Origin of the sequence: Pseudomonas sp. B16(2017) (genome assembly GCF_002113205.1) — a bacterium.
GTDB lineage: Bacteria > Pseudomonadota > Gammaproteobacteria > Pseudomonadales > Pseudomonadaceae > Aquipseudomonas > Aquipseudomonas pharyngis.
The window spans coordinates 213,983-234,900 of record NZ_NEKA01000003.1 but is presented as its reverse complement, the minus strand read 5'-3'; the positions used below and the strand labels follow the sequence as shown (position 1 = coordinate 234,900).

Here is a 20,918-nt window from a genome sequence, read left to right as displayed (position 1 = left end):
GAAACGATTGAGCCCTGTTCGGTTCGGTCTTTCTGCCGCTGGTTTTTTACAGCCCGGGAAGCCGGCAATCAGGAGATAAAAGATGGATTTGAATGCTGAGGTGGACAACCTGGTCAAGGCGTCCCAGGCGTGGATTCCGATGATCATGGAATACGGCAGCCGTGTGTTGCTGGCGGTGATTACCCTGGCCATCGGCTGGTGGCTGATCAACAAGGTCACGCAAAAGCTCGGCGGCCTGCTGGCCCTGCGCAATGCCGACCTGGCGCTGCAAGGTTTCATCAGCAGCCTGGCCAACATCATTCTCAAGGTGCTGCTGATCGTCAGCGTGGCGTCGATGATCGGCGTCGAGACTACCTCGTTCGTCGCGGCAATCGGTGCGGCCGGCCTGGCCATCGGTCTGGCGTTGCAGGGCAGCCTGGCGAACTTCGCCGGCGGCGTGCTGATTCTGCTGTTCCGTCCGTTCCGCATCGGTGACTGGATCGAAGCTCAGGGTGTGGCGGGTACCGTCGACAGCATTCAGATTTTCCACACCGTGCTGCGCACTGGCGACAACAAGACCATCATTGTCCCGAACGGCAACCTGTCGAACGGCATCATCACCAACACCAACCGTCAGCCAACGCGCAAGGTTGTGTTTGATGTAGGTGTGGATTACGAAGCCGATCTGCAAAAGGCCCGTCAGGTGCTGCTGGATCTGGCCAAGGATGAGCGCGTTCTGCAGGATCCGGCACCTCAGGCCGTTATTTCGACACTGGGTGACAGTTCGATCACTGTTTCCCTGCGGGTATGGGTTAAAACTGCGGATTACTGGGATGTGATGTTCATGTTTAACGAACAGTCGCGTGATCGTTTAAAGACTGCAGGCATTGATATTCCTTTTCCACAACGAGTGATTCGTGTGGTTCAGGAATCGGCAGTGTAATGATAGGTTGCTAATTAATTGCCTGACTTATTGGTCAGGCATCTATTACAAGTGACAGGCAATAAAAAAGGCCCATCCGAAGATGGGCCTTTTTGTTTTGTTACCGCAACTAACTCGGTGCGATTACAAAAGCGACAGCGGGTAGTCGACGATCAGACGGAACTCTTTGGTATCGCCTTCGCCTTCGTCGGCGTTAGCGAAGTGCCAGGCTTGACGAATACGGAAGGACAGGTCTTTGGCCGGGCCAGACTGAACTACGTATTTGGCTTCGAAGTTGGTTTCGTTGTGTTTGCCATCTTCGCCATACAGACCAGCGTAGGCGCTGCCTGCTGGAGTGTGGGTGCCGTCGATGTCCCAGCCTTTAACGTAGCGGGTCATGAAGCTCAGACCTGGAACGCCGTACTCGGCCATCTTGATGTCGTAACGGATCTGGGCAGACTTCTCGCCCGGGGCGTTGAAGTCAGAGTACTGGATGGAGTTGGCGAGGAAGATCGAGTCGCCGCCACGGTTGTTCTTGCCCACGCCGATGTAGTCGAACGGAGTGTCGCCGTTGACCTTCTGGAAGGCCAGGGTGATGGTGTGCGCTTTCAGGAACGAGAGAGCGGTGGCCAGGGAGAACGCGGTGTTGCTGATGTCACCGGCTTTCGCGCTACCGGTGTCGGTGGTGCGATAGATGTTGAAGTCGGTGTTCAGCGAGGTGTCACCACCGAACGGAGTGGTGAGGTTCACGTTGGCGTAGTACTGGTTCCAGATGTCTTCCAGTTTGGCGCCGTAGAGCGATGCGCTCAGGTTTTCGGTGATGCCGTACTTGCCACCGAAGTAGTCGATGGTGTTGGCTTCAACGCCGGCGTAGGTCGCGTACAGACCGCCTTCACGGGAGTTGCGGTCCTGGCTGGTTGCCGAGTAGAAGTGACCGGCTTCGAGGTCAAGGTCTTTGATCTCGCTGCTCTGCAGTTGGAAACCGCTGGCAGTTTGCGGAAGGATACGGGAGCCGCCGACAGCGAACACCGGAGCGGTGCTAGGCTGCATGTCACCGATTTTCAGCTCGGTTTTCGATACGCGGAACTTGATGGCAGCGCCGGCTTTGCCTTGGCTGTCGTCAGGGTCGCGGGAACCGTTTGCATTGAATTCGTTGCTGCGGCTCATGTTGCCGGAGCCGCTGGTGCCGGCGCCGCCGTCCAGTTTGATGGCCAGGTAGCCGAACGCATCAACGCCGACGCCAACAGTACCTTGGGTGTAACCGGAGCTGAAGTTGCCCCAGATACCCTGGGTCCAGTCTTTAACGTCACGGGCACCGTCTTTGTTGTCACGGTTGAAGTAATAGTTGCGAATCAGCAAGTCAGCTTTCGCGTCTTCAACGAAGCCTTTCGCTTCAGCCTGGTCACTTACAAACGGGGCGGCCGTAGCCATTTGAGTACTGGCTGCTGCAGCAACTGCCAGTGCGATCATGCTCCACTTCATCACGCGCATCGTGATTTGCTCCTTTGGTTTTAGAAGAGTACTGCCGTCCCACCTGTTTTATTATCTGGGCGGCTCTTTCTTTTTGTGTCGGCGCAAACTTATATCACGCCGACCATGTTGGCGATACTTGCGAATCCAACCTTTCAGCTTCTTTACGAGCGTGTCGCAAACGGCTTGGTAGATGTCGCAAATTTACAGTCCAAATGCAATGGGACTGACAACTTCAGCGCTGTTTTACAGAGCTTGAGCATCGGTAAAAAAGAGTCCCTTGGCAAAACGCTTGAATCTCCATCGGGCAACCCTGCCACTGTTTTTATGGGGCTCAAGGCATCCACTTCTTGTGGTGCGCTTATAGTCCATATGGGTATGAATGCAACAAGCGTGCACAAACCGCTGAATTGTTCCGGTTTTTTTCAAGGTGCTCGTCTGATGCTGTAAAAACCTCATAAAACCGGGGGGTTCGAGGGTCTTTCGAACAGGCTTGACGCCATCCTTCGCATGGTGTTGCTCCCTGAAAGTCGCAGCGCGACAACCAAAAACGTTACCGGTTCACCCCGTCAGTGAGTATTCGGCGGATGCCCGACGCACTGAGCGTAGACGTGCTGTGCGGTTTTGGTGCAAAAAATTTCAATGGCTGTACTGAATTCATACAGTTGAGCGGTTGAAGGGCCGTAAACGCCACGATATGACCCGGTCCTTGCGCCGTGTTCATTGGCAGGTTCCGTACTGGTGCGCTCATGCTGCAAATGGCTCATTCCGGGGCGCTGGAAATCCTTGCAGTAGCGCATTCGCCGTGAAGGACTCCACAATCGCAGGTATGCTGCCGTCCAGTCGTTTGGCGCGCTGCTTTCGCAGTGGGGCGCTAAGCTGAAAACAGGTCAACCGCCGGGAGTGCGCGCAGTGTTTGCTTTAGATTCACGACTTCAACAGGACACCCTGACCATCGGCGATTTCCCGCTCTGCCGACTGCTGTTGTCCAACGATGCCAACTACCCGTGGTTCATCCTGGTGCCACGCCGCGACGATATCAGCGAGTTGTTTCAGTTGGATGTCGCCGACCAGCAGCGCTTGTGGCAGGAAACCACGGCCCTGGCCGAAGTGCTCAAGGACTCCTTCGATGCCGACAAGATGAATGTCGCGACCCTGGGTAATGTTGTCAGCCAACTGCATATGCATGTCATCGTGCGTAAACGGGACGATGCCGCCTGGCCGGCGCCGGTCTGGGGCAAGCACCCCGCCAAGCCTTACAGTGCCGAGCAAGTGGCCGCGATCCGCGAGCGCCTGCGTCTGGTGCTGGACGAAGATTTCACCTTTCTGGAGGGCTGAGTCATGAGCCTCGAACAACGTGTTACCGAGCTGGAAAGTCGCCTGGCGTTTCAGGACGACACCATTCAGGCATTGAACGATGTGCTGGTGGAGCAGCAGCGGGTGGTTGAGCGTCTGCAATTGCAGATGGCAGCTGTACTCAAGCGTCAGGAAGAGATGGTCGGCCAGATCGGATCCTTTGAGGAAGACGCGCCGCCGCCACACTATTGAGAGGCGTTCGGGCATGCTCCCGTGAAAAAAGCGCGCATTAAAAAACCGCGAACAGCCAGGCTGTTCGCGGTTTTTTATTGCCGGGAGGCGTGAATCAGCGACGCGGCAGGGCGGCGATCACGTCTTCGGCCTGCAGGCCCTTGTCACGGTTCATCACCGAGAACTCCACGCGCTGGCCTTCGACCAGAACGCGGTGGCCTTCGCCACGGATGGCGCGAAAGTGCACGAAAATATCATCGCCGGAATCCCGGGAGATAAAGCCGAAGCCCTTGGAGGTGTTGAACCACTTGACGGTGCCGGTATCGCGGTTGCTCATGTCGTAGCTTTGCGTAGCGGCGGCCGGTGAGGATTTATAAAAGCTGACGGCCAGGTGCAGGACCACGGCAATCAGTGCAATCACCAGGCTGAACAGTACGGCTGGCTGGCCGGCGATGACAGGCATCGGCGCGATCAGGGTCAGGGTTTGCAGGACGACGGTCAGGACCAGCAAGGCGCTGACCAGGTTTTGCAGATGCTGGCGCGGACCTTTGTTCCAGTAAGGGATGACTGGCGCAAGGATCAGGTTCAACAGGCCGAAAAAGGCCAGGTAAAGTGCATCGGGTTGTTGCAGGTAAGGTACCGCTTCGGACTTCAGGCTAGGTATGAAGGACAGCAGCAAGGCTGCTGCGCCCATTAGCAGGTGGACGATTTTCAACATTTTTATTGACTCACGTTATGACGGCTCACAAGGAAGAGCTGAAGGCGCACGGTTCGCTTCGGAACAATAAAGAGGCGTTGGACACGTACCCGGCATCAGCCTATGCGCAGGCCCGGAAAACGGGGCGTAGCGACACACTGCCTATTTAACAGCAAAGCCTGCGGGTACTCAAATTACGCCGGCCAGCGGCAGGCGTCGGACGATTTGTCGCGTCTATCGGGGTCATGCGGGGGCTGCGGGGCGGGGATGGCCTTGCTACAGTGCAGCGACACCTGTTGGATGAATTCAATCGCCTTTAGGGGGTAAACATGGCAATCGATATCGGTATCAGTGAAGAAGACCGCAAATCCATCGTCGAAGGGCTCTCGCGCCTTCTGTCGGACACCTACGTGCTGTATCTGAAGACCCACAACTTCCACTGGAACGTCACCGGGCCGATGTTCCGGACCCTGCATCTGATGTTCGAGGAGCAATACAACGAACTGGCCCTGGCGGTGGATTCGATTGCCGAACGTATCAGGGCCCTGGGTTTTCCCGCCCCGGGCGCGTACGCGACCTATGCGCGGCTGTCTTCCATTAAAGAGGAAGAGGGGGTGCCGAGTGCCGAGGACATGATCAAACAATTGGTCGAGGGTCAGGAGGCAGTCACTCGCACGGCGCGGGGGATATTCCCCCTGCTGGATAAAGTCAGCGATGAGCCGACCGCCGACCTGCTGACTCAGCGTATGCAGGTTCACGAGAAAACCGCGTGGATGTTGCGCGCACTGCTCGAGGCCTGACGGCGGAAGGCGCACGGACTCACTTCATTCGTGCGCTGTTCTCTTTTTTGCCCGGAAAAGTCATTCGCGAATGTAGGAAGCAAGGAAGACGCCCCACCGCTCCATGATCCTCCGTATCGCGTTGGCTTATCCTACGCGGATGGTCAAAAAGTCATCTGGATCTGCCTTTGCGCCTGCGCTTTTAATGAGGTCACAGGATGTTGCCTTGAAAACAAGCGCAGAAATGGCAAAGGAGTGTCAACGATATGGAAGGTGGAGACAGGCGAATAGAGATCGCTGGCGGTTCGCAGCAAGAGAAAATCGTGGAGCCCTTTCTCGGCGGATTCGACATGGAGTTGATCCGGCCGTCGTCCCGATCGGTACGTTTGAACGGGTTCGCGACCTGCATGCGGCTGGAGCAGGTTTACTGGAACATTCTGGGCCGGATGGCCGAGGACAATTGCTGTTCGGTCGGCACGCTGTTGTCCCGCGTTGACCGTGAAGTGCACCTGCGCCATGGCGGGGTGAAAAACTTCAGCGGTCTGGTGCGGGTGGTGTGTGTGGTGCACGGCCTGCGGGATTCTCCCGGGATCAATAACGGGGGGTGTCACTGACGAGACGGCCTGTGCAGTCTTCCGGCTGCACAGGCCGCATTTAATGGCTATAATCCCGCCCTTTCGCCGCACAGCCCTGCGCGTGCTGGCAATCTGATTGCCGAGACAACCCCATGCCGATGTACGATTACCAATGTGCTTCCTGTGGTCATCAGTTGGAAGCCATTCAAAAGATCAGCGACGCACCACTGGTCGATTGCCCTGCCTGCCAGGCGCCGGAACTCAAGAAGCAGCTGTCCATGCCGGGCTTTCGCCTCAGCGGCAGTGGCTGGTACGAAACCGATTTCAAGACCGGCGCGAAGAAGAACCTGGCCGGTGGCGACAAATCTGACTAGGGTTCAGACCCAGGTCGAACGACACGCGCGAGTTTCCACAAGTTGCACAGTGCTTGAGTGCAGCGGGATCTCCACCGAATTTCGAATTACGAGAAGCGAACCACTACCATGATGCGCAGCCATTATTGCGGCCAACTGAACGAAAGCCTGGAAGGCCAGGAAATTACCCTTTGCGGATGGGTTCACCGTCGTCGCGACCACGGCGGGGTGATTTTCCTCGATATCCGTGATCGTGACGGTCTGGCCCAGGTAGTGTTCGATCCGGATCGCGCCGAGAGCTTCGCCGCCGCCGATCGCGTGCGCAGCGAATACGTGGTGAAGATCACCGGCAAGGTGCGTCTGCGTCCGGCCGGTGCCACTAACGCCAACATGGCGTCGGGCATGATCGAAGTGCTGGGCTACGAGCTGGAAGTGCTGAACGAGTCGGAAACCCCGCCGTTCCCGCTGAACGAGTTCTCCGACGTCGGCGAAGAAACCCGCCTGCGCTATCGCTTCCTGGACCTGCGTCGTCCGGAAATGGCCGAGAAGCTGCGTCTGCGTTCGCGCATGACCACCAGCATCCGTCGCTACCTCGACGAAAACGGCTTCCTCGACGTCGAAACACCGATCCTGACCCGTGCCACGCCAGAAGGCGCGCGCGACTACCTCGTGCCGAGCCGTACCCACGCCGGTTCGTTCTTCGCGTTGCCGCAATCGCCACAGCTGTTCAAGCAACTGCTGATGGTCGCCGGCTTCGACCGCTACTACCAGATCGCCAAGTGCTTCCGCGACGAAGACCTGCGTGCCGACCGTCAGCCTGAGTTCACTCAGATCGACATCGAAACCAGCTTCCTCGACGAAAAAGACATCATGGGCCTGACCGAAGGCATGATCCGCAACCTGTTCAAGGAAGTGCTGGGTCTGGAATTCGGCGAATTCCCGCACATGACGTTCGAAGAAGCCATGCGCCGTTACGGTTCCGACAAGCCGGACCTGCGTAACCCGCTGGAGCTGGTCGACGTGGCCGATCAGCTGAAAGAAGTGGATTTCAAGGTCTTCAGCGGCCCTGCCAACGATCCGAAATGCCGTATCGCCGCACTGCGCGTTCCAGGCGGGGCGAGCATGCCGCGCAAGCAGATCGACGACTACACCAAGTTCGTCGGCATCTATGGTGCGAAGGGCCTGGCGTACATCAAGGTCAACGAGCGTGCGGCCGGTGTTGATGGTCTGCAATCGCCGATCGTGAAAAACATCCCGGAAGCCAACTTGAACGTGATCCTCGATCGCGTCGGTGCAGTCGACGGCGATATCGTGTTCTTCGGCGCCGACAAGGCCAAGATCGTCAGCGAAGCCCTGGGCGCGCTGCGTATCAAGCTCGGTCACGACCTCAAGTTGCTGACCTGCGAGTGGGCACCGATGTGGGTCGTCGACTTCCCGATGTTCGAAGAGAACGATGACGGCAGCTTCTCGGCGCTGCACCACCCGTTCACCGCGCCGAAGTGCTCGCCGGAAGAGCTGGAAGCCAACCCGGCGGGCGCTCTGTCCCGTGCCTACGACATGGTGCTGAACGGCACCGAGCTGGGTGGCGGTTCGATCCGTATCCATCGCAAGGAGATGCAACAGGCGGTGTTCCGTCTGCTGGGCATCAACGAAGCGGAACAGGAAGAGAAGTTCGGCTTCCTGCTCGACGCCCTGAAATACGGTGCGCCGCCGCACGGTGGTCTGGCCTTCGGTCTGGACCGTCTGGTGATGCTGATGACCGGCGCCCAGTCGATCCGTGAAGTGATCGCCTTCCCGAAAACCCAGAGTGCTGCCGACGTGATGACGCAGGCGCCGGGTGTAGTGGATGCCAAGGCATTGCGCGAATTGCACATTCGTTTGCGCGAAACGCCAAAGGCCGAGTAAGACGGGCCTGAAGGCGCATCGTCGGATGCGCCTTTTTTCTTTCTGCAGTGATTGAAAACAAGATTTTTTTGCTGGCCGATGCGAATGCATGGCGGGCATTGGTCCAAGAGAATTCGGAGCGAGTTATGGCAGGTCATTCCAAGTGGGCGAACATCAAGCACCGCAAAGAACGCCAGGATGCCAAGAGAGGCAAGATCTTCACCAAGTGGATCCGCGAACTGACCGTGGCGGCCCGTCAGGGCGGCGGCGATCCGGGCTCCAACCCGCGTCTGCGTCTGGCGCTGGACAAGGCGCTGGGCGCCAACATGAGCCGGGACATCATCGACCGTGCCGTGGCCCGTGGCGCCGGCGCGACCGAGGCCGACAACGTTGAAGAACTGACCTACGAAGGTTACGGCCCGGGTGGCGTGGCGGTGATGGTCGAGTGCATGACCGACAACCGCAACCGTACCGCAGCGGCAGTGCGCCACGCGTTCAGCAAGTGTGGCGGCAACCTCGGTACCGACGGTTCGGTGGCGTATCTGTTCGAACGCAAGGGCCAGATCAGCTTTGCACCGGGTGTCGACGAAGACGCACTGACAGAAGCGGCACTTGAAGCCGATGCCGACGACGTGGTCAGCCACGAAGACGGCTCGATCGACGTGTTCACCTCGTTCACCAGTTTCTACGCAGTGCGCAATGCCCTGGAAGCTGCTGGCTTCAAGGGTGATGACGCGGAAATCGTCATGCAGCCGACCACCAGCGCCGAACTGGACCTGGAGGGCGCCGAGAAGGTGCTCAAGCTCATCGATATGCTTGAGGATCTGGATGACGTGCAAAACGTCTATTCCAATGCGGACATTCCGGAAGACGTGGCCGCTCAGTTAGGCTAAGAGCGGCTAGGCTTCACGGTGGGAGCGGGCTTGCTCGCGAAGGCGGGGTGTCTCCAGCATTGATGCTTGCTGATACGCCGCCTTCGCGAGCAAGCCCGCTCCCGCATTGGTTATTTGATGTTTTGATTTTTGTGTTTTTACCGAACCCGCAGGCGTTATGACTTTAATTCTTGGTATCGACCCCGGCTCGCGTATCACCGGTTACGGGATTGTTCGCGATACCGGACGCGGCGGCTGCATCTACGTGGCATCGGGCTGCATTCGTACCGGCGCTGGCGAGTTGCATGAACGTCTGCAGATCGTTTATCGCGGCGTGCGCGAAATCATCCAGACCTACGGTCCGGTCACCATGGGCATCGAAAAGGTGTTCATGGCGAAAAACGCCGATTCGGCGCTGAAGCTCGGGCAGGCCCGGGGGGCCGCTATCGTTGCCGGCGCCGAAGAATGCCTGGAAATCGCCGAGTACACGGCCACCCAGGTCAAGCAGGCCGTGGTCGGCACGGGTGCCGCTAATAAAGAGCAGGTGCAGATGATGGTCATGCACATGCTCAAGCTGACCAGCAAACCGCAAATCGATGCATCGGATGCCCTGGCGATTGCCATTTGTCACGCTCACACGCGCTCCAGTCTGTTGCCGCACGGCTTGGGAACGGCACGCAGTCGTGGCGGGCGCCTGCGTCTCTGATAGCATCAGCAGTCATTTTTACGGAATGTGGATTTCGTGCCTGGGTTGTCGGCCGTGAATCCATGCTCTGTCGGTCGCCAGCCCACGGCTGGCCAACGCTCAAGGATCTGAAACGTGATTGGACGCTTGCGCGGCACTCTGGCTGAGAAACAGCCGCCGCACCTGATTCTGGATGTAAACGGCCTCGGGTATGAGCTGGAAGTGCCCATGACCACCCTTTATCGTCTGCCGTCGGTCGGTGAACCGCTGACCTTGCACACCCATTTGGTCGTACGCGAAGACGCGCAGTTACTCTATGGTTTTGCCGGCAAGCGTGAGCGAGACTTTTTTCGCGAGTTGATCCGTCTCAATGGTGTTGGACCGAAACTGGCCCTGGCCTTGATGTCGAGTCTGGAAGTCGACGAACTGATCCGCTGCGTGCAATCACAGGACACTTCGGCGCTGACCAAGGTGCCGGGCGTGGGCAAGAAAACCGCCGAGCGTCTGCTGGTCGAACTGAAGGATCGCTTCAAGGCCTGGGAAACCTCGCCGGCCATGTTCGCCCTGGTGCCGAACCAGCCGGACGGCCCGGCGCCGGTCAACACCGCCGAGAACGATGCGGTCAGCGCGCTGATTTCCCTGGGCTACAAGCCGCAGGAAGCGAGCAAGGCGATTTCCGCGATCAAAGAGAAAGGCCTGAGCAGCGAAGACATGATTCGACGCGCCCTGAAGGGAATGATTTAAGTGATTGAAGCTGATCGTCTGATCGCGGCCACGCACAGTCCGCGTGAGCGCGAAGAAGTCCAGGATCGGGCGATACGTCCCGTCAGCCTGGCCGAATACATCGGCCAGCCGACCGTTCGCGAGCAGATGGAACTGTTTATCCAGGCCGCCCGTGGCCGTAGCGAATCCCTCGACCACACCCTGATCTTCGGTCCGCCGGGGCTGGGTAAAACCACGCTGGCCAACATCATTGCCCAGGAGATGGGCGTGTCGATCAAGAGCACTTCCGGTCCGGTGCTGGAGCGTCCGGGGGATCTGGCGGCGCTGTTGACCAATCTTGAGCCGCACGACGTGCTGTTCATCGATGAAATCCATCGTCTGTCGCCGATCGTCGAAGAAGTACTGTACCCGGCGATGGAAGATTTCCAGCTCGACATCATGATCGGTGAAGGGCCGGCGGCGCGTTCGATCAAACTCGATCTGCCACCGTTCACCCTGGTCGGTGCAACCACGCGGGCGGGCATGCTGACCAACCCTTTGCGTGACCGTTTCGGTATCGTCCAGCGCCTCGAGTTCTACAGCACCGCTGACCTGGCGACGATTGTCAGCCGTTCGGCGAATATCCTCGGTTTGCCGCTGGATCCGGAAGGATCTTTCGAGATTGCCCGCCGCGCCCGTGGCACGCCGCGGATCGCCAACCGTCTGCTGCGCCGGGTGCGGGATTTCGCCGAAGTCCGGGCCAAGGGCCACATCACCAAGTCCGTCGCAGATCTGGCGCTGAACCTGCTGGACGTCGACGAGCATGGTTTCGATCATCAGGACCGGCGTCTGCTGTTGACCATGATCGAGAAGTTTGACGGCGGTCCGGTGGGCATCGACAGTCTGGCGGCGGCGATCAGCGAAGAGCGCCACACCATCGAAGACGTGCTCGAGCCGTACCTGATTCAGCAGGGCTACATCATGCGTACGCCGCGGGGCAGGGTGGTGACCCGCCACGCGTACCTGCATTTTGGTTTAAACATTCCGACACGAATGGGCGAAATGCCCGTGGCAGACGAGTTTCTCGATGCCGTGGACGATTGATACACATTTATTGTCGATTTATTCAGCGTTTGTACTGTCACAGGACGGTACTTTTGCGATAAAGCCTTCCAACAATGAAAAACAGTTGCCTGGCTGGATTGGCAACCCGAGGAGTAAGCACTAGAGTATGCGCGCGCAAAACGGGCTTGAGCCGTTCGCACATCGTTGTCGCGTTTATTACGAGGACACCGATGCGGGCGGCATCGTGTATTACGTTAATTACCTCAAGTTTATGGAACGGGCTCGAACCGAACGGCTCCGGGAGCTGGGCTTTGCTCAGTCGGCGCTGGCCGGGGAGGACCTGTTGTTCGTCGTGCATTCCAGCGAAGCGCGTTATCACGCGCCGGCGCGACTGGACGACGAGCTTCTGGTAAGCGCTGATGTAATCGAATTGAACCGTGCCAGCCTGCGCTTCCGACAGCAGGTCAGGCGGGCAACGGATAATGTGCTGCTCTGCGAAGGGCAGTTTCTGGTGGCCTGTGTGCGCACTAACAGTTTGAAACCCCGGGCCCTTCCCGAAGACCTGCGTGCGGCCTTTGCCGACGCGGTCGGCACGGGTACACACTCAAAGCAGGAGATAAAGCGTGGAAGCTAACGTCGTCGACCATTCCTCCATGTGGAGCCTGGTCAGCAATGCCAGCATCGTGGTGCAGTTGGTAATGTTGACTCTGGTGGCCGCATCGGTGACCTCATGGATCATGATCTTTCAGCGCAGCAATCTGATACGCGCCGGTCGACGTGCCCTCGAGAGCTTCGAGGAGCGCTTCTGGTCGGGTATCGACCTGTCCAAACTCTACCGTCAGGCCGGCAGCAACCCGGATCCGGATTCGGGTGTCGAGCAGATCTTCCGTGCCGGCTTCAAGGAGTTCTCCCGTCTGCGTCAGCAGCCAGGCGTCGATCCTGAAGCGGTGATGGAAGGTGTGGCCCGTGCCATGCGCGTCGCCATCTCCCGCGAAGAAGAAAAGCTCGAGCAGAGCCTGCCGTTCCTCGCCACCGTCGGTTCCGTCAGCCCGTACATCGGTCTGTTCGGTACCGTGTGGGGGATCATGAACTCCTTCCGTGGTCTGGCCAGCGCCCAGCAGGCCACTCTGGCCACCGTGGCACCCGGCATCGCCGAAGCCCTGATCGCCACCGCGATCGGTCTGTTCGCCGCGATCCCGGCCGTTATCGCTTACAACCGTTTCTCTGCCCGCAGCGAAACCTTGCTGAGCCGCTACTACACCTTCGCCGATGAGTTCCAGGCGATCCTGCACCGCAAAGTGCACACCAGCGAAGAATAAGCAGGTATTTCCCGATGGCTTTAATCACTCGAGCCCGACACAAGCGCAAGCCGGTCGCCGAGATGAACGTAGTGCCTTACATCGACGTGATGCTGGTGCTGCTGGTCATCTTCATGGTGACTGCGCCGATGCTCAATCAGGGCGTGAAAGTGGATCTGCCCAAGGTTTCCAGCGAAGCCTTGCCGCAGGACAACAACACCCAGGTGCTGACCATTTCGATCAAGTCGGACAAGACCTACTACTGGAACCTTGGCAGCGAAGTCGACACCGAGAAGCAGCAGGACCGGGCCATGACCCTGCCACAGATGACCGACGCGGTGACCAAGATCATTCGCGCCGGCACTGAAGGCGGCAAGCGTACCCAGGTCTTCATCCGTGGCGACAAGTCCGTCGATTATGGCTCCGTCATGGGCGCCATGGGCGGGTTGCAGAAAGCCGGGGTCGGTAACGTTGGCTTGATCACCGAGGCGCCCTGATGCAGCAACAGCGAGAGCCGTCCGCCTCGGAAAGCTACTTCTGGCCTAGTGTCTGGGCGATTGGCTTGCACGTGCTGGTGTTCGGCATGCTGTTTGTCAGTTTCGCCCTGACCCCGGAGCTGCCGCCAGCCAAGCCGATTGTTCAGGCGACCCTGTACCAGCTGAAATCGAAAAGTCAGGCAACGACCCAGACCAATCAGAAGATTGCGGGTGAGGCGAAGAAATCCGCCGCGCGCCAGACCGAAGTCGAGCAGATGGAGCAGAAAAAGGTCGAGCAGGAAGCGGTGAAGGCTGCGGAACAAAAGAAAGAAGAAGCGGCTCAAAAGGCCGAGGAAGCCAAGAAGGCCGATGAGGCGAAGAAAGCGGACGAGGCGAAGAAGGCTGATGAAGCCAAGAAAGCCGACGACGCCAAGAAAGCCGCCGAAGCCAAGAAGGCAGAAGAGAAACAATTGGCTGATATAGCCAAGAAGAAAGCCGAAGAAGAAGCCAAAAAGGCTGCTGAAGAAGAGGCCAAGAAAGCCGCCGCTGAAGAAGCCAAGAAGAAGATCGTCGAAGACGCGAAAAAGAAAGCCGCCGAAGACGCCAAGAAGAAAGCTGAAGCTGAAGAGGCGAAGAAGAAAGTCGCCGAAGACGCGAAGAAGAAAGCTGCTGCCGATGCTGCGAAGAAGAAAGCGCAGGAAGCGGCACGTAAATCCGCCGAAGACAAAAAGGCTCAGGCCCTGGCAGATTTGCTTTCCGACACGCCGCAGCGCCAGCAGGCCTTGGCCGATGAGCAGGGCGATGAAGTCGCGGGCAGTTTCGATGACCTGATTCGTGCGCGGGCAGCGGAAGGCTGGGCACGTCCACCTTCGGCACGCAAAGGCATGACGGTTGTGCTGCAGATCGGCATGTTGCCGGACGGTACGGTGACTTCGGTCAGCGTGGCCAAGTCCAGTGGCGACGGTCCGTTCGATGCGTCGGCAGTGGCAGCGGTCAAGAATATTGGACGTTTGACGGAAATGCAGGGAATGAAGCCGAGCGATTTCGCTCCGTATCGTTCATTCAAGATGACATTCACACCTGAGGATCTAGCCTTGTGAGAAACCTTCTTCGAGGAATGCTGGTCGTGATCTGCTGCATGGCAGGGATCGCGATGGCGGATGAAAAGAACATTCTGGTCACCAGCGGCAGCGATCGGGCAACTCCGATCGCCGTCGTACCGTTCGGTTTCCAGGGCGGTGCCGTCCTGCCGGATGACATGGCTGAAATCATTGGTAACGATTTGCGCAACTCGGGCTATTACTCGCCGATTCCAAAGCAAAACATGATCAGCCAGCCAAGCCAGCCGAGCGAAATCATCTTCCGTGACTGGAAGGCGGTGGGCGCGCAATACATGATGGTCGGCAGCATCGTGCCGGCCGGTGGCCGTCTGCAGGTGCAGTGGGCTCTGTTCAACGTCGCCACCGAGCAGAAAGTGGCTGACGGCAGCGTGTCCGGTACCACCGAACAGCTGCGCGACATGGCGCACTACATCTCCGATCAGTCGTTCGAAAAACTGACCGGTATCAAAGGTGCATTCTCGACTCGCCTGCTGTACGTCACGGCCGAGCGTTTCTCCGAGAAGAACACCCGCTACACCCTGCAGCGCTCTGACTATGACGGCGCCCGCGCCGTGACCCTGCTGCAATCGCGCGAGCCGATCCTGTCGCCGCGTTTTGCACCGGACGGCAAACGTATCGCGTACGTGTCGTTCGAGCAGAAGCGTCCGCGCATCTTCATGCAGAACATCGACACCGGTCGCCGCGAGCAGATCACCAACTTCGAAGGCCTGAATGGCGCGCCAGCCTGGTCGCCGGATGGCAATCGCCTGGCGTTCGTGCTGTCGAAAGACGGTAACCCGGACATCTACGTGATGAACCTCGGTTCGCGTCAGATCACCCGCGTAACCGCAGGCCCTGGCATCAATACCGAACCGTACTGGGGCAAGGATGGTTCGACCATCTACTTCACCTCCGACCGTGGCGGCAAACCGCAGATCTACAAGACCAGTGCTGGCGGTGGCGGTGCCGAGCGTGTGACGTTCGTGGGCAACTACAACGCCAACCCCAAGCTTTCGGCGGATGAAAAGACCCTGGTGATGATCCATCGTCAGGACGGTTTCACCAATTTCAAAGTGGCGGCTCAGGATTTGCAGCGCGGAAGTGTAAAAATCCTCACTGATAGCACTCTGGACGAGTCGCCTACTGTTGCGCCCAACGGCACCATGGTAATCTACGCCACCCGCCAGCAGGGCCGGGGAGTCTTGATGCTCGTGTCCATTAATGGACGCGTGAGGCTCCCGCTTCCTACCGCTCAAGGCGAAGTCAGAGAACCGTCCTGGTCCCCTTACCTGAACTGACGCGGCGCTTTACGTTTTACTTAACACACTGGGGTTCATTAGGAGTTTCACGATGGAAATGCTGAAGTTTGGTAAATTTGCTGCGCTGGCTCTGGCCATGGCTGTAGCTGTAGGTTGCTCGTCCAAAGGCGGCGACAACGCCGGTGAAGGCGCTGTTGATCCAAACGCTGGTTACGGCGCAAATACTGGTGCAGTTGACGGTTCCCTGAGCGAAGAAGCTGCTCTGCGCGCAATCACCACCTTCTACTTCGAATACGACAGCTCGGACCTGAAGCCAGAAGCCATGCGCGCTCTGGACGTTCACGCCAAAGACCTGAAAGCAAACGGCGCTCGCGTTGTTCTGGAAGGCAACACCGACGAACGTGGTACTCGTGAGTACAACATGGCACTGGGCGAGCGTCGTGCGAAAGCCGTTCAGCGCTACCTGGTACTGCAAGGTGTTTCCCCAGCTCAGCTGGAACTGGTTTCCTACGGCGAAGAGCGTCCAGTTGCTACCGGCAACGACGAGCAGTCCTGGGCTCAAAACCGTCGCGTCGAACTGCGTAAGTAATTCGATATGCGAACGTGCCGTCGTGCTGTAACTGTTCTGGCTCTCAGCCTCGCGCCGCTTGCGGCGTGGGCTGCGGTTCCTGTGGTCGATGACAACTCCGGTTATAACAATAGCGGGAGCAGTTATCCGCCTGCGGGTTACGGTACGAACGGCGCCTATGCCGGGGGAGCGGCTTCGGCCCCTGCCTCGGCACAAGGCATGCTGTTCAACCAACTGCAACAAATGCAGGATCAGATATCTCGCCAGCAAGGCGTGATCGAAGAACTGCAGAATCAGGTTGCGCGCATGAAGCAGGAATCCCTGGAGCGATACCAGGATCTTGATCGGCGCATAGGATCCGGCGTTGCACCAGCCGCGACTCCCGAGAATTCTTCTGCCGGTGGCGATGCAAGTGCTGCTGCCGGTGCCGCCGCTGGAGCCGGGGCCGCTGCGGCCGCCCAGGCACCTGCCGCGGGTGGCGAGCCGGCTGATCCGGCCAAGGAAAAGCTGTATTACGATGCAGCTTTCGACCTGATCAAAGCCAAGGATTTCGACAAGGCCAGCCAGGCGTTTGCCGCTTTCCTGCGTAAATACCCGAACAGCCAATACGCGGGCAACGCCCAGTACTGGCTGGGTGAAGTGAACCTGGCCAAAGGCGATCTGCAAGGTGCAGGTCAGGCTTTCGCCAAGGTTTCGCAGTTGTATCCCAAGCACGCCAAAGTGCCGGATTCGCTGTACAAGCTGGCTGACGTAGAGCGCCGCCTCGGTCATACCGACAAGGTCAAAGGCATTCTGCAGCAGGTGGTGGCCCAGTATCCGGGCACGTCCGCCGCGCAGTTGGCCCAGCGCGATCTGCAACGCATGTAACAGCTTTGACCCGTTTGGAAGAAACCCGCGCTTGTCGCGGGTTTCTTCGTTAGAATTCACGCCCTTTTATGAAACACGCTTCTGGTGATCTACGCGTTGGCGGGGTTGCCTGAAGTGCCTGACGGAGGCGGACAGCCTGTTTAGCTGTTACGCCCGTGGCGACTATGCAAGACACATTGAGAATCACCGAAGTTTTCTACTCATTGCAGGGGGAAACGCGGACTGCCGGGCTGCCCACTATTTTTGTGCGCCTGACCGGTTGCCCATTGCGTTGCCAATACTGCGACAGCGCCTACGCGTTCAGCGGTGGCACGATCCGTACCCTCGACGACATCCTCGAGCAAGTGGCCGGCTTTCGCCCGCGCTACGTCTGTGTCACGGGCGGTGAGCCGCTGGCACAGCCCAATGCCATCCCTTTGCTCAAACAGTTGTGCGATGCCGGCTACGAAGTCTCGCTGGAAACCAGCGGCGCCCTCGACATCTCGGCGGTCGATCCGCGGGTCAGTCGGGTTGTCGATCTGAAAACGCCAGACTCCAAAGAAGCCCATCGCAACCGTTACGAGAACATCGAACTGCTGACGCCCAACGATCAGGTGAAGTTTGTCATCTGCTCGCGTGAGGACTATGACTGGGCAGTATCGAAGCTGATTCAGTACGGTCTTGAGAGACGTGCAGGTGAAGTGCTGTTTTCCCCAAGCCACCATGACCTGAACGCTCGGGATCTGGCGGACTGGGTGGTGGCGGATAACCTGCCAGTGCGCCTGCAACTGCAGCTGCATAAATATCTATGGAATGATGAGCCGGGGCGCTGAGATGACTGAACAACTGAACACTAGCCAAAAACGTGCGGTAATCCTGCTGTCGGGTGGTCTGGACTCGGCCACGGTCGTGGCCATGGCCCGCGCTGAAGGTTACGCCTGCTACACCATGAGTTTCGATTATGGTCAGCGTTCCCACGCCGAGCTGCATGCTGCTGCTCGCGTTGCCCGCGACCTGGGCGTTGTCGAGCACAAGGTGATCGGCCTGAACCTGAACGGCATGGGTGGTTCGGCCCTGACCGACACTAGCATCGATATCCCGGAAGAGCTGGGCGAAGGCATTCCGGTGACTTATGTGCCGGCGCGCAACACGGTTTTCCTGTCGCTGGCCTTGGGCTGGGCTGAAGTGCTCGGCGCCCGCGACATCTTTATCGGCGTCAACGCAGTGGACTATTCCGGTTACCCGGATTGCCGTCCCGAGTTCATCGAGTCGTTCGAGCGCATGGCCAATCTGGCAACCAAGGCCGGTGTGGAAGGCAATGGTTTCCGCATCCAGGCACCGCTGCAGAACCTGAGCAAGGCGCAGATCGTCCAGGCAGGCGTGAAGCTTGGAGTAGATTACGGGCTGACCGTTTCCTGCTATCAGGCGGACGATGATGGCCGCGCTTGCGGCAAATGCGACAGCTGCCGACTGCGTGCAGAAGGCTTCGCGGCGGCCGGAATCAGCGACCCGACACCTTATTTTTGATTTTTTTAAATTAGGTGTTGAATAGTCCTTAAAAATCAGTATTATACGCGCCACCACACAGCGGGTCGTTAGCTCAGTTGGTAGAGCAGTTGGCTTTTAACCAATTGGTCGTAGGTTCGAATCCCACACGACCCACCATTTTTGCTGTTTTAAAAGTCTGGAAGGCCCACGAAAGTGAGGATTTCCGGATTTTTTTTTGCCTGCGATTCGGGCATTCCTCCCTTCGTTTCTTCCCTCCGTGACACAGGTCAGAATCATCTTTTGTATCAACGGGATATTCTGTAGCCTTGCGCAGCTTCATTGCTGTCCGTGCCTGATAATACTCACTTTCCCGGCGGTACCCTCAAGCGGTCCGGAGCCGGGTGTATACTCGACTTTCGCGCGAATGCGCCTGCAGGTCTTGCGAACATGACGCAGATTTCCGAACGCCTTCTGGTACAAGCCCATCTCGACGCCAAGCAGCCCAAGCCGCTGACAGCCGAGGAGGAGGCTTATTACCGTTCCGCCATCGCCGCCGAGCTCAAGGCTCAGGACGCGGTGCTGGTTGCCCACTTTTATTGCGATCCGATCATCCAGGCCCTCGCCGAAGAAACCGGCGGTTGTGTTTCCGACTCCCTGGAAATGGCCCGCTTCGGCAATGCCCATCCGGCCAAGACGGTGGTGGTTGCCGGCGTGAAATTCATGGGCGAGACCGCGAAGATTCTCAACCCTGAAAAACGTGTGTTGATGCCGACCCTGGAAGCCACCTGCTCGCTGGATCTGGGTTGCCCGGTGGATGAGTTCTCGGCGTTCTGCGATCAGCATCCTGAACGCACCGTGGTGGTGTATGCCAACACCTCGGCCGCCGTCAAAGCCCGGGCTGACTGGGTCGTGACCTCCAGCTGCGCGCTGGAAATCGTCGAAAGCCTGATGGACAACGGCGAAACCATTATCTGGGGTCCGGACAAGCACCTGGGCACCTACATCCAGCGTCAGACCGGCGCCGACATGCTGCTCTGGGATGGTGCATGCATCGTCCATGAGGAGTTCAAGTCCAAGCAGCTGGAAGACATGAAAGCGCTGTACCCGGACGCCGCCATTCTGGTGCATCCGGAGTCGCCGACCTCGGTGATCGAGTTGGCGGACGCCGTCGGTTCTACCAGTCAGCTGATTGCCGCCGCTCAATCGCTGCCGAACAAGACCCTGATCGTCGCCACCGATCGCGGTATCTTCTACAAGATGCAGCAGCTGTGCCCGGACAAGGTCTTCATCGAGGCACCAACCGCCGGTAACGGCGCGGCATGCCGCAGTTGCGCACATTGCCCGTGGATGGCCATGAACACCCTTGAGCGCACGCTGAAGTGCCTGAAGGACGGCTCGAACGAGATCTTTGTCGACCCGGCTCTCATTCCTCAGGCGATCCGCCCGCTCAAGCGCATGCTCGATTTCACTCAGGCCGCGCGGATGAAGCTGGCCGGCAACGCCTGACCTTGCGACGCAAACAAAAACGCCCCGATTGGATCGGGGCGTTTTTGCATCTGGAGGATTATTTGGTTTTCTTCGGAATTCGCACGAGCTGCGTGTCGGAGTAGATGTCATGCCAGGCGCGCTTCTGCTTATCGAGCAGCGACCAGAAGAAACCCAGGCCCAGGCACAGCCACGACGCCATCGACACCATGAACCGCAGCAACGCCTGCCACAGGCTGATCGCAGTGCCATCGGCGTTCTGCACGCGAATGCCCCAGACCTGCATGCCCAGGGTCTGCCCGGCGTGGGTCCAGAATTTGGCAAAGAAGCCAAACAGCACCAACAGCAACACCGTGGAGTACAGCGGATCGCCATCCAGCTGCCCGGCGTCGGTCATGACGCGCAGGCGCTCTTCGCCGATGATTGCCGCCTGGATCAGCTTGTAAACAAAACCGGTCACGATCAGCAGAGCGGTGCACAGCAAAAAGTCATAGAACATCGCTGCCAGACGACGACCCAGGCCGACGGCGGGGAAATCGCCCTGGGGGGTGAGCAGGTGTTTCGACATGGCAGCCTCTGGACGGAAAGTGAAGCGCCATTTTACGGATTTGCGCCCACAAAAAAGCCCCTGATATCAATATCAGGGGCTTTTTCGTAACAGAAGATCAGCCTTCGGCTTGTACTTCGTCAGCCTGCATGCCTTTCTGGCCCTGCACAGCAACGAAGGTCACTTTCTGGCCTTCTTTCAGGCTCTTGAAGCCGTTGCCCTGAATGGCGCGGAAATGCACGAACAGATCCGGACCGCTTTCTGGAGTGATAAAACCAAAACCTTTCTCGTCGTTAAACCACTTGACGGTACCGCTCTGACGTGTGGACATTTCTTATTTC

The 20,918-nt window shown here is 58.3% G+C and carries 26 protein-coding genes and 1 tRNA gene; 23 read left to right on the top strand and 4 right to left on the bottom strand.

The annotated features are described in order from the left end of the window. Nucleotides 1–82: 82 nt before the first annotated feature. Nucleotides 83–922, top strand: coding sequence for a mechanosensitive ion channel family protein (locus CAG25_RS06395; protein WP_064599011.1), 840 nt, complete (start codon nt 83–85; stop codon nt 920–922). Between the two features lie 123 nt (nt 923–1,045). Here the strand turns inward: CAG25_RS06395 and CAG25_RS06390 are convergent, their stop codons facing one another. Beyond that, nucleotides 1,046–2,392: an OprD family porin gene (locus CAG25_RS06390; protein WP_085606620.1), complete on the bottom strand. Its 1,347-nt coding sequence runs from the start codon at nt 2,390–2,392 to the stop codon at nt 1,046–1,048. 75 nt (nt 2,393–2,467) lie between these two features. Here CAG25_RS06390 and CAG25_RS28250 point away from each other — a divergent pair, with 75 nt between their 5' ends. The 3 genes from CAG25_RS28250 (at nt 2,468) to CAG25_RS06380 (ending at nt 3,919) form a co-directional block, all read left to right on the top strand. Continuing rightward, complete coding sequence (locus tag CAG25_RS28250; RefSeq protein WP_143492867.1) at nt 2,468–2,821, top strand: hypothetical protein; 354 nt, start codon at nt 2,468–2,470, stop codon at nt 2,819–2,821. A 462-nt stretch (nt 2,822–3,283) separates the two neighbouring features. Next, on the top strand, nt 3,284–3,709 hold the full coding sequence (locus CAG25_RS06385) for an HIT domain-containing protein (RefSeq protein ID WP_041475414.1): 426 nt from the start codon (nt 3,284–3,286) through the stop codon (nt 3,707–3,709). Between the two features lie 3 nt (nt 3,710–3,712). Beyond that, nucleotides 3,713–3,919 (top strand): SlyX family protein, encoded by a 207-nt coding sequence (locus CAG25_RS06380; protein ID WP_039766003.1) that lies wholly within the window; start codon nt 3,713–3,715, stop codon nt 3,917–3,919. 94 nt (nt 3,920–4,013) lie between these two features. Here the strand turns inward: CAG25_RS06380 and CAG25_RS28980 are convergent, their stop codons facing one another. Next, on the bottom strand, nt 4,014–4,616 hold the full coding sequence (locus tag CAG25_RS28980; protein WP_064599005.1) for a cold-shock protein: 603 nt from the start codon (nt 4,614–4,616) through the stop codon (nt 4,014–4,016). Between the two features lie 308 nt (nt 4,617–4,924). Between CAG25_RS28980 and CAG25_RS06370 the strand changes: the two genes are divergently transcribed. The 19 genes from CAG25_RS06370 (at nt 4,925) to nadA (ending at nt 20,051) form a co-directional block, all read left to right on the top strand. Further along, entirely contained in the window at nt 4,925–5,395 is a 471-nt protein-coding gene (locus CAG25_RS06370; protein WP_007951212.1) for a Dps family protein, read from the top strand. Nucleotides 5,396–5,640: 245 nt separating this feature from the next. Beyond that, nucleotides 5,641–5,988: a ribbon-helix-helix domain-containing protein gene (locus CAG25_RS06365; protein ID WP_085610809.1), complete on the top strand. Its 348-nt coding sequence runs from the start codon at nt 5,641–5,643 to the stop codon at nt 5,986–5,988. Nucleotides 5,989–6,101: 113 nt separating this feature from the next. Next, complete coding sequence (locus tag CAG25_RS06360) at nt 6,102–6,323, top strand: FmdB family zinc ribbon protein (protein ID WP_007951210.1); 222 nt, start codon at nt 6,102–6,104, stop codon at nt 6,321–6,323. 108 nt (nt 6,324–6,431) lie between these two features. Then, a complete protein-coding gene (aspS, locus tag CAG25_RS06355; protein WP_064599001.1) occupies nt 6,432–8,207 on the top strand; it encodes an aspartate--tRNA ligase in 1,776 nt (591 codons plus the stop codon). A 125-nt stretch (nt 8,208–8,332) separates the two neighbouring features. Further along, complete coding sequence (locus CAG25_RS06350; protein WP_003227527.1) at nt 8,333–9,079, top strand: YebC/PmpR family DNA-binding transcriptional regulator; 747 nt, start codon at nt 8,333–8,335, stop codon at nt 9,077–9,079. A gap of 157 nt (nt 9,080–9,236) precedes the next feature. Next, nucleotides 9,237–9,764 (top strand): crossover junction endodeoxyribonuclease RuvC, encoded by a 528-nt coding sequence (gene ruvC / locus CAG25_RS06345; RefSeq protein ID WP_007962095.1) that lies wholly within the window; start codon nt 9,237–9,239, stop codon nt 9,762–9,764. A gap of 114 nt (nt 9,765–9,878) precedes the next feature. Beyond that, on the top strand, nt 9,879–10,487 hold the full coding sequence (ruvA, locus tag CAG25_RS06340) for a Holliday junction branch migration protein RuvA (RefSeq protein WP_007951205.1): 609 nt from the start codon (nt 9,879–9,881) through the stop codon (nt 10,485–10,487). Beyond that, nucleotides 10,488–11,549: a Holliday junction branch migration DNA helicase RuvB gene (gene ruvB, locus CAG25_RS06335; protein WP_085610808.1), complete on the top strand. Its 1,062-nt coding sequence runs from the start codon at nt 10,488–10,490 to the stop codon at nt 11,547–11,549. Between the two features lie 127 nt (nt 11,550–11,676). Next, the gene (gene ybgC, locus CAG25_RS06330) at nt 11,677–12,144 is read left to right on the top strand and encodes a tol-pal system-associated acyl-CoA thioesterase (protein WP_007951203.1); all 468 of its coding nucleotides are present in this window, start codon (nt 11,677–11,679) and stop codon (nt 12,142–12,144) included. Beyond that, on the top strand, nt 12,134–12,829 hold the full coding sequence (gene tolQ / locus CAG25_RS06325; RefSeq protein ID WP_039766018.1) for a protein TolQ: 696 nt from the start codon (nt 12,134–12,136) through the stop codon (nt 12,827–12,829). Before ybgC ends, tolQ begins: the two co-directional genes overlap by 11 nt. 23 nt (nt 12,830–12,852) lie before the next feature. Beyond that, on the top strand, nt 12,853–13,305 hold the full coding sequence (gene tolR, locus CAG25_RS06320; RefSeq protein WP_162130475.1) for a protein TolR: 453 nt from the start codon (nt 12,853–12,855) through the stop codon (nt 13,303–13,305). After that, nucleotides 13,305–14,384: a cell envelope integrity protein TolA gene (gene tolA / locus CAG25_RS06315; protein WP_064383749.1), complete on the top strand. Its 1,080-nt coding sequence runs from the start codon at nt 13,305–13,307 to the stop codon at nt 14,382–14,384. The genes tolR and tolA overlap by 1 nt, the downstream gene beginning before the upstream one ends. A gap of 17 nt (nt 14,385–14,401) precedes the next feature. Next, the gene (gene tolB, locus CAG25_RS06310; protein WP_166742344.1) at nt 14,402–15,682 is read left to right on the top strand and encodes a Tol-Pal system beta propeller repeat protein TolB; all 1,281 of its coding nucleotides are present in this window, start codon (nt 14,402–14,404) and stop codon (nt 15,680–15,682) included. 52 nt (nt 15,683–15,734) lie between these two features. Further along, on the top strand, nt 15,735–16,232 hold the full coding sequence (pal, locus tag CAG25_RS06305) for a peptidoglycan-associated lipoprotein Pal (RefSeq protein ID WP_003178634.1): 498 nt from the start codon (nt 15,735–15,737) through the stop codon (nt 16,230–16,232). Between the two features lie 6 nt (nt 16,233–16,238). Continuing rightward, nucleotides 16,239–17,078 carry a tol-pal system protein YbgF gene (gene ybgF / locus CAG25_RS06300; RefSeq protein WP_085610807.1) on the top strand — a complete coding sequence of 280 codons (840 nt, stop codon included), beginning with the start codon at nt 16,239–16,241 and terminating at the stop codon, nt 17,076–17,078. Between the two features lie 164 nt (nt 17,079–17,242). Further along, nucleotides 17,243–17,890, top strand: a complete 648-nt coding sequence (gene queE, locus CAG25_RS06295; RefSeq protein ID WP_085610806.1) for a 7-carboxy-7-deazaguanine synthase QueE — start codon at nt 17,243–17,245, stop codon at nt 17,888–17,890. A 1-nt stretch (nt 17,891) separates the two neighbouring features. After that, nucleotides 17,892–18,584 carry a 7-cyano-7-deazaguanine synthase QueC gene (queC, locus tag CAG25_RS06290; RefSeq protein WP_007951197.1) on the top strand — a complete coding sequence of 231 codons (693 nt, stop codon included), beginning with the start codon at nt 17,892–17,894 and terminating at the stop codon, nt 18,582–18,584. Nucleotides 18,585–18,646: 62 nt separating this feature from the next. After that, nucleotides 18,647–18,722, top strand: a tRNA-Lys gene (locus CAG25_RS06285). A 270-nt stretch (nt 18,723–18,992) separates the two neighbouring features. Then, nucleotides 18,993–20,051, top strand: coding sequence for a quinolinate synthase NadA (gene nadA, locus CAG25_RS06280; protein WP_064383746.1), 1,059 nt, complete (start codon nt 18,993–18,995; stop codon nt 20,049–20,051). A gap of 58 nt (nt 20,052–20,109) precedes the next feature. Here the strand turns inward: nadA and CAG25_RS06275 are convergent, their stop codons facing one another. Then, the gene (locus CAG25_RS06275) at nt 20,110–20,598 is read right to left on the bottom strand and encodes an RDD family protein (protein ID WP_085610805.1); all 489 of its coding nucleotides are present in this window, start codon (nt 20,596–20,598) and stop codon (nt 20,110–20,112) included. A gap of 97 nt (nt 20,599–20,695) precedes the next feature. Further along, nucleotides 20,696–20,908 (bottom strand): cold-shock protein, encoded by a 213-nt coding sequence (locus CAG25_RS06270; protein ID WP_003237709.1) that lies wholly within the window; start codon nt 20,906–20,908, stop codon nt 20,696–20,698. Between the last annotated feature and the right edge of the window lie 10 nt (nt 20,909–20,918).

What these genes read in the sequence shown, in the direction of transcription:
- CAG25_RS06395 (WP_064599011.1), top strand. Translation starts at nt 83, where the DNA reads ATGGATTTGAATGCTGAGGTGGACAACCTGGTCAAGGCGTCCCAGGCG.
- CAG25_RS06390 (WP_085606620.1), bottom strand. Translation starts at nt 2,392, where the DNA reads ATGCGCGTGATGAAGTGGAGCATGATCGCACTGGCAGTTGCTGCAGCA.
- CAG25_RS06380 (WP_039766003.1), top strand. Translation starts at nt 3,713, where the DNA reads ATGAGCCTCGAACAACGTGTTACCGAGCTGGAAAGTCGCCTGGCGTTT.
- CAG25_RS28980 (WP_064599005.1), bottom strand. Translation starts at nt 4,616, where the DNA reads ATGTTGAAAATCGTCCACCTGCTAATGGGCGCAGCAGCCTTGCTGCTG.
- CAG25_RS06370 (WP_007951212.1), top strand. Translation starts at nt 4,925, where the DNA reads ATGGCAATCGATATCGGTATCAGTGAAGAAGACCGCAAATCCATCGTC.
- CAG25_RS06365 (WP_085610809.1), top strand. Translation starts at nt 5,641, where the DNA reads ATGGAAGGTGGAGACAGGCGAATAGAGATCGCTGGCGGTTCGCAGCAA.
- CAG25_RS06360 (WP_007951210.1), top strand. Translation starts at nt 6,102, where the DNA reads ATGCCGATGTACGATTACCAATGTGCTTCCTGTGGTCATCAGTTGGAA.
- aspS (WP_064599001.1), top strand. Translation starts at nt 6,432, where the DNA reads ATGATGCGCAGCCATTATTGCGGCCAACTGAACGAAAGCCTGGAAGGC.
- CAG25_RS06350 (WP_003227527.1), top strand. Translation starts at nt 8,333, where the DNA reads ATGGCAGGTCATTCCAAGTGGGCGAACATCAAGCACCGCAAAGAACGC.
- ruvC (WP_007962095.1), top strand. Translation starts at nt 9,237, where the DNA reads ATGACTTTAATTCTTGGTATCGACCCCGGCTCGCGTATCACCGGTTAC.
- ybgC (WP_007951203.1), top strand. Translation starts at nt 11,677, where the DNA reads ATGCGCGCGCAAAACGGGCTTGAGCCGTTCGCACATCGTTGTCGCGTT.
- tolA (WP_064383749.1), top strand. Translation starts at nt 13,305, where the DNA reads ATGCAGCAACAGCGAGAGCCGTCCGCCTCGGAAAGCTACTTCTGGCCT.
- tolB (WP_166742344.1), top strand. Translation starts at nt 14,402, where the DNA reads ATGCTGGTCGTGATCTGCTGCATGGCAGGGATCGCGATGGCGGATGAA.
- pal (WP_003178634.1), top strand. Translation starts at nt 15,735, where the DNA reads ATGGAAATGCTGAAGTTTGGTAAATTTGCTGCGCTGGCTCTGGCCATG.
- ybgF (WP_085610807.1), top strand. Translation starts at nt 16,239, where the DNA reads ATGCGAACGTGCCGTCGTGCTGTAACTGTTCTGGCTCTCAGCCTCGCG.
- queE (WP_085610806.1), top strand. Translation starts at nt 17,243, where the DNA reads ATGCAAGACACATTGAGAATCACCGAAGTTTTCTACTCATTGCAGGGG.
- queC (WP_007951197.1), top strand. Translation starts at nt 17,892, where the DNA reads ATGACTGAACAACTGAACACTAGCCAAAAACGTGCGGTAATCCTGCTG.
- nadA (WP_064383746.1), top strand. Translation starts at nt 18,993, where the DNA reads ATGACGCAGATTTCCGAACGCCTTCTGGTACAAGCCCATCTCGACGCC.
- CAG25_RS06275 (WP_085610805.1), bottom strand. Translation starts at nt 20,598, where the DNA reads ATGTCGAAACACCTGCTCACCCCCCAGGGCGATTTCCCCGCCGTCGGC.
- CAG25_RS06270 (WP_003237709.1), bottom strand. Translation starts at nt 20,908, where the DNA reads ATGTCCACACGTCAGAGCGGTACCGTCAAGTGGTTTAACGACGAGAAA.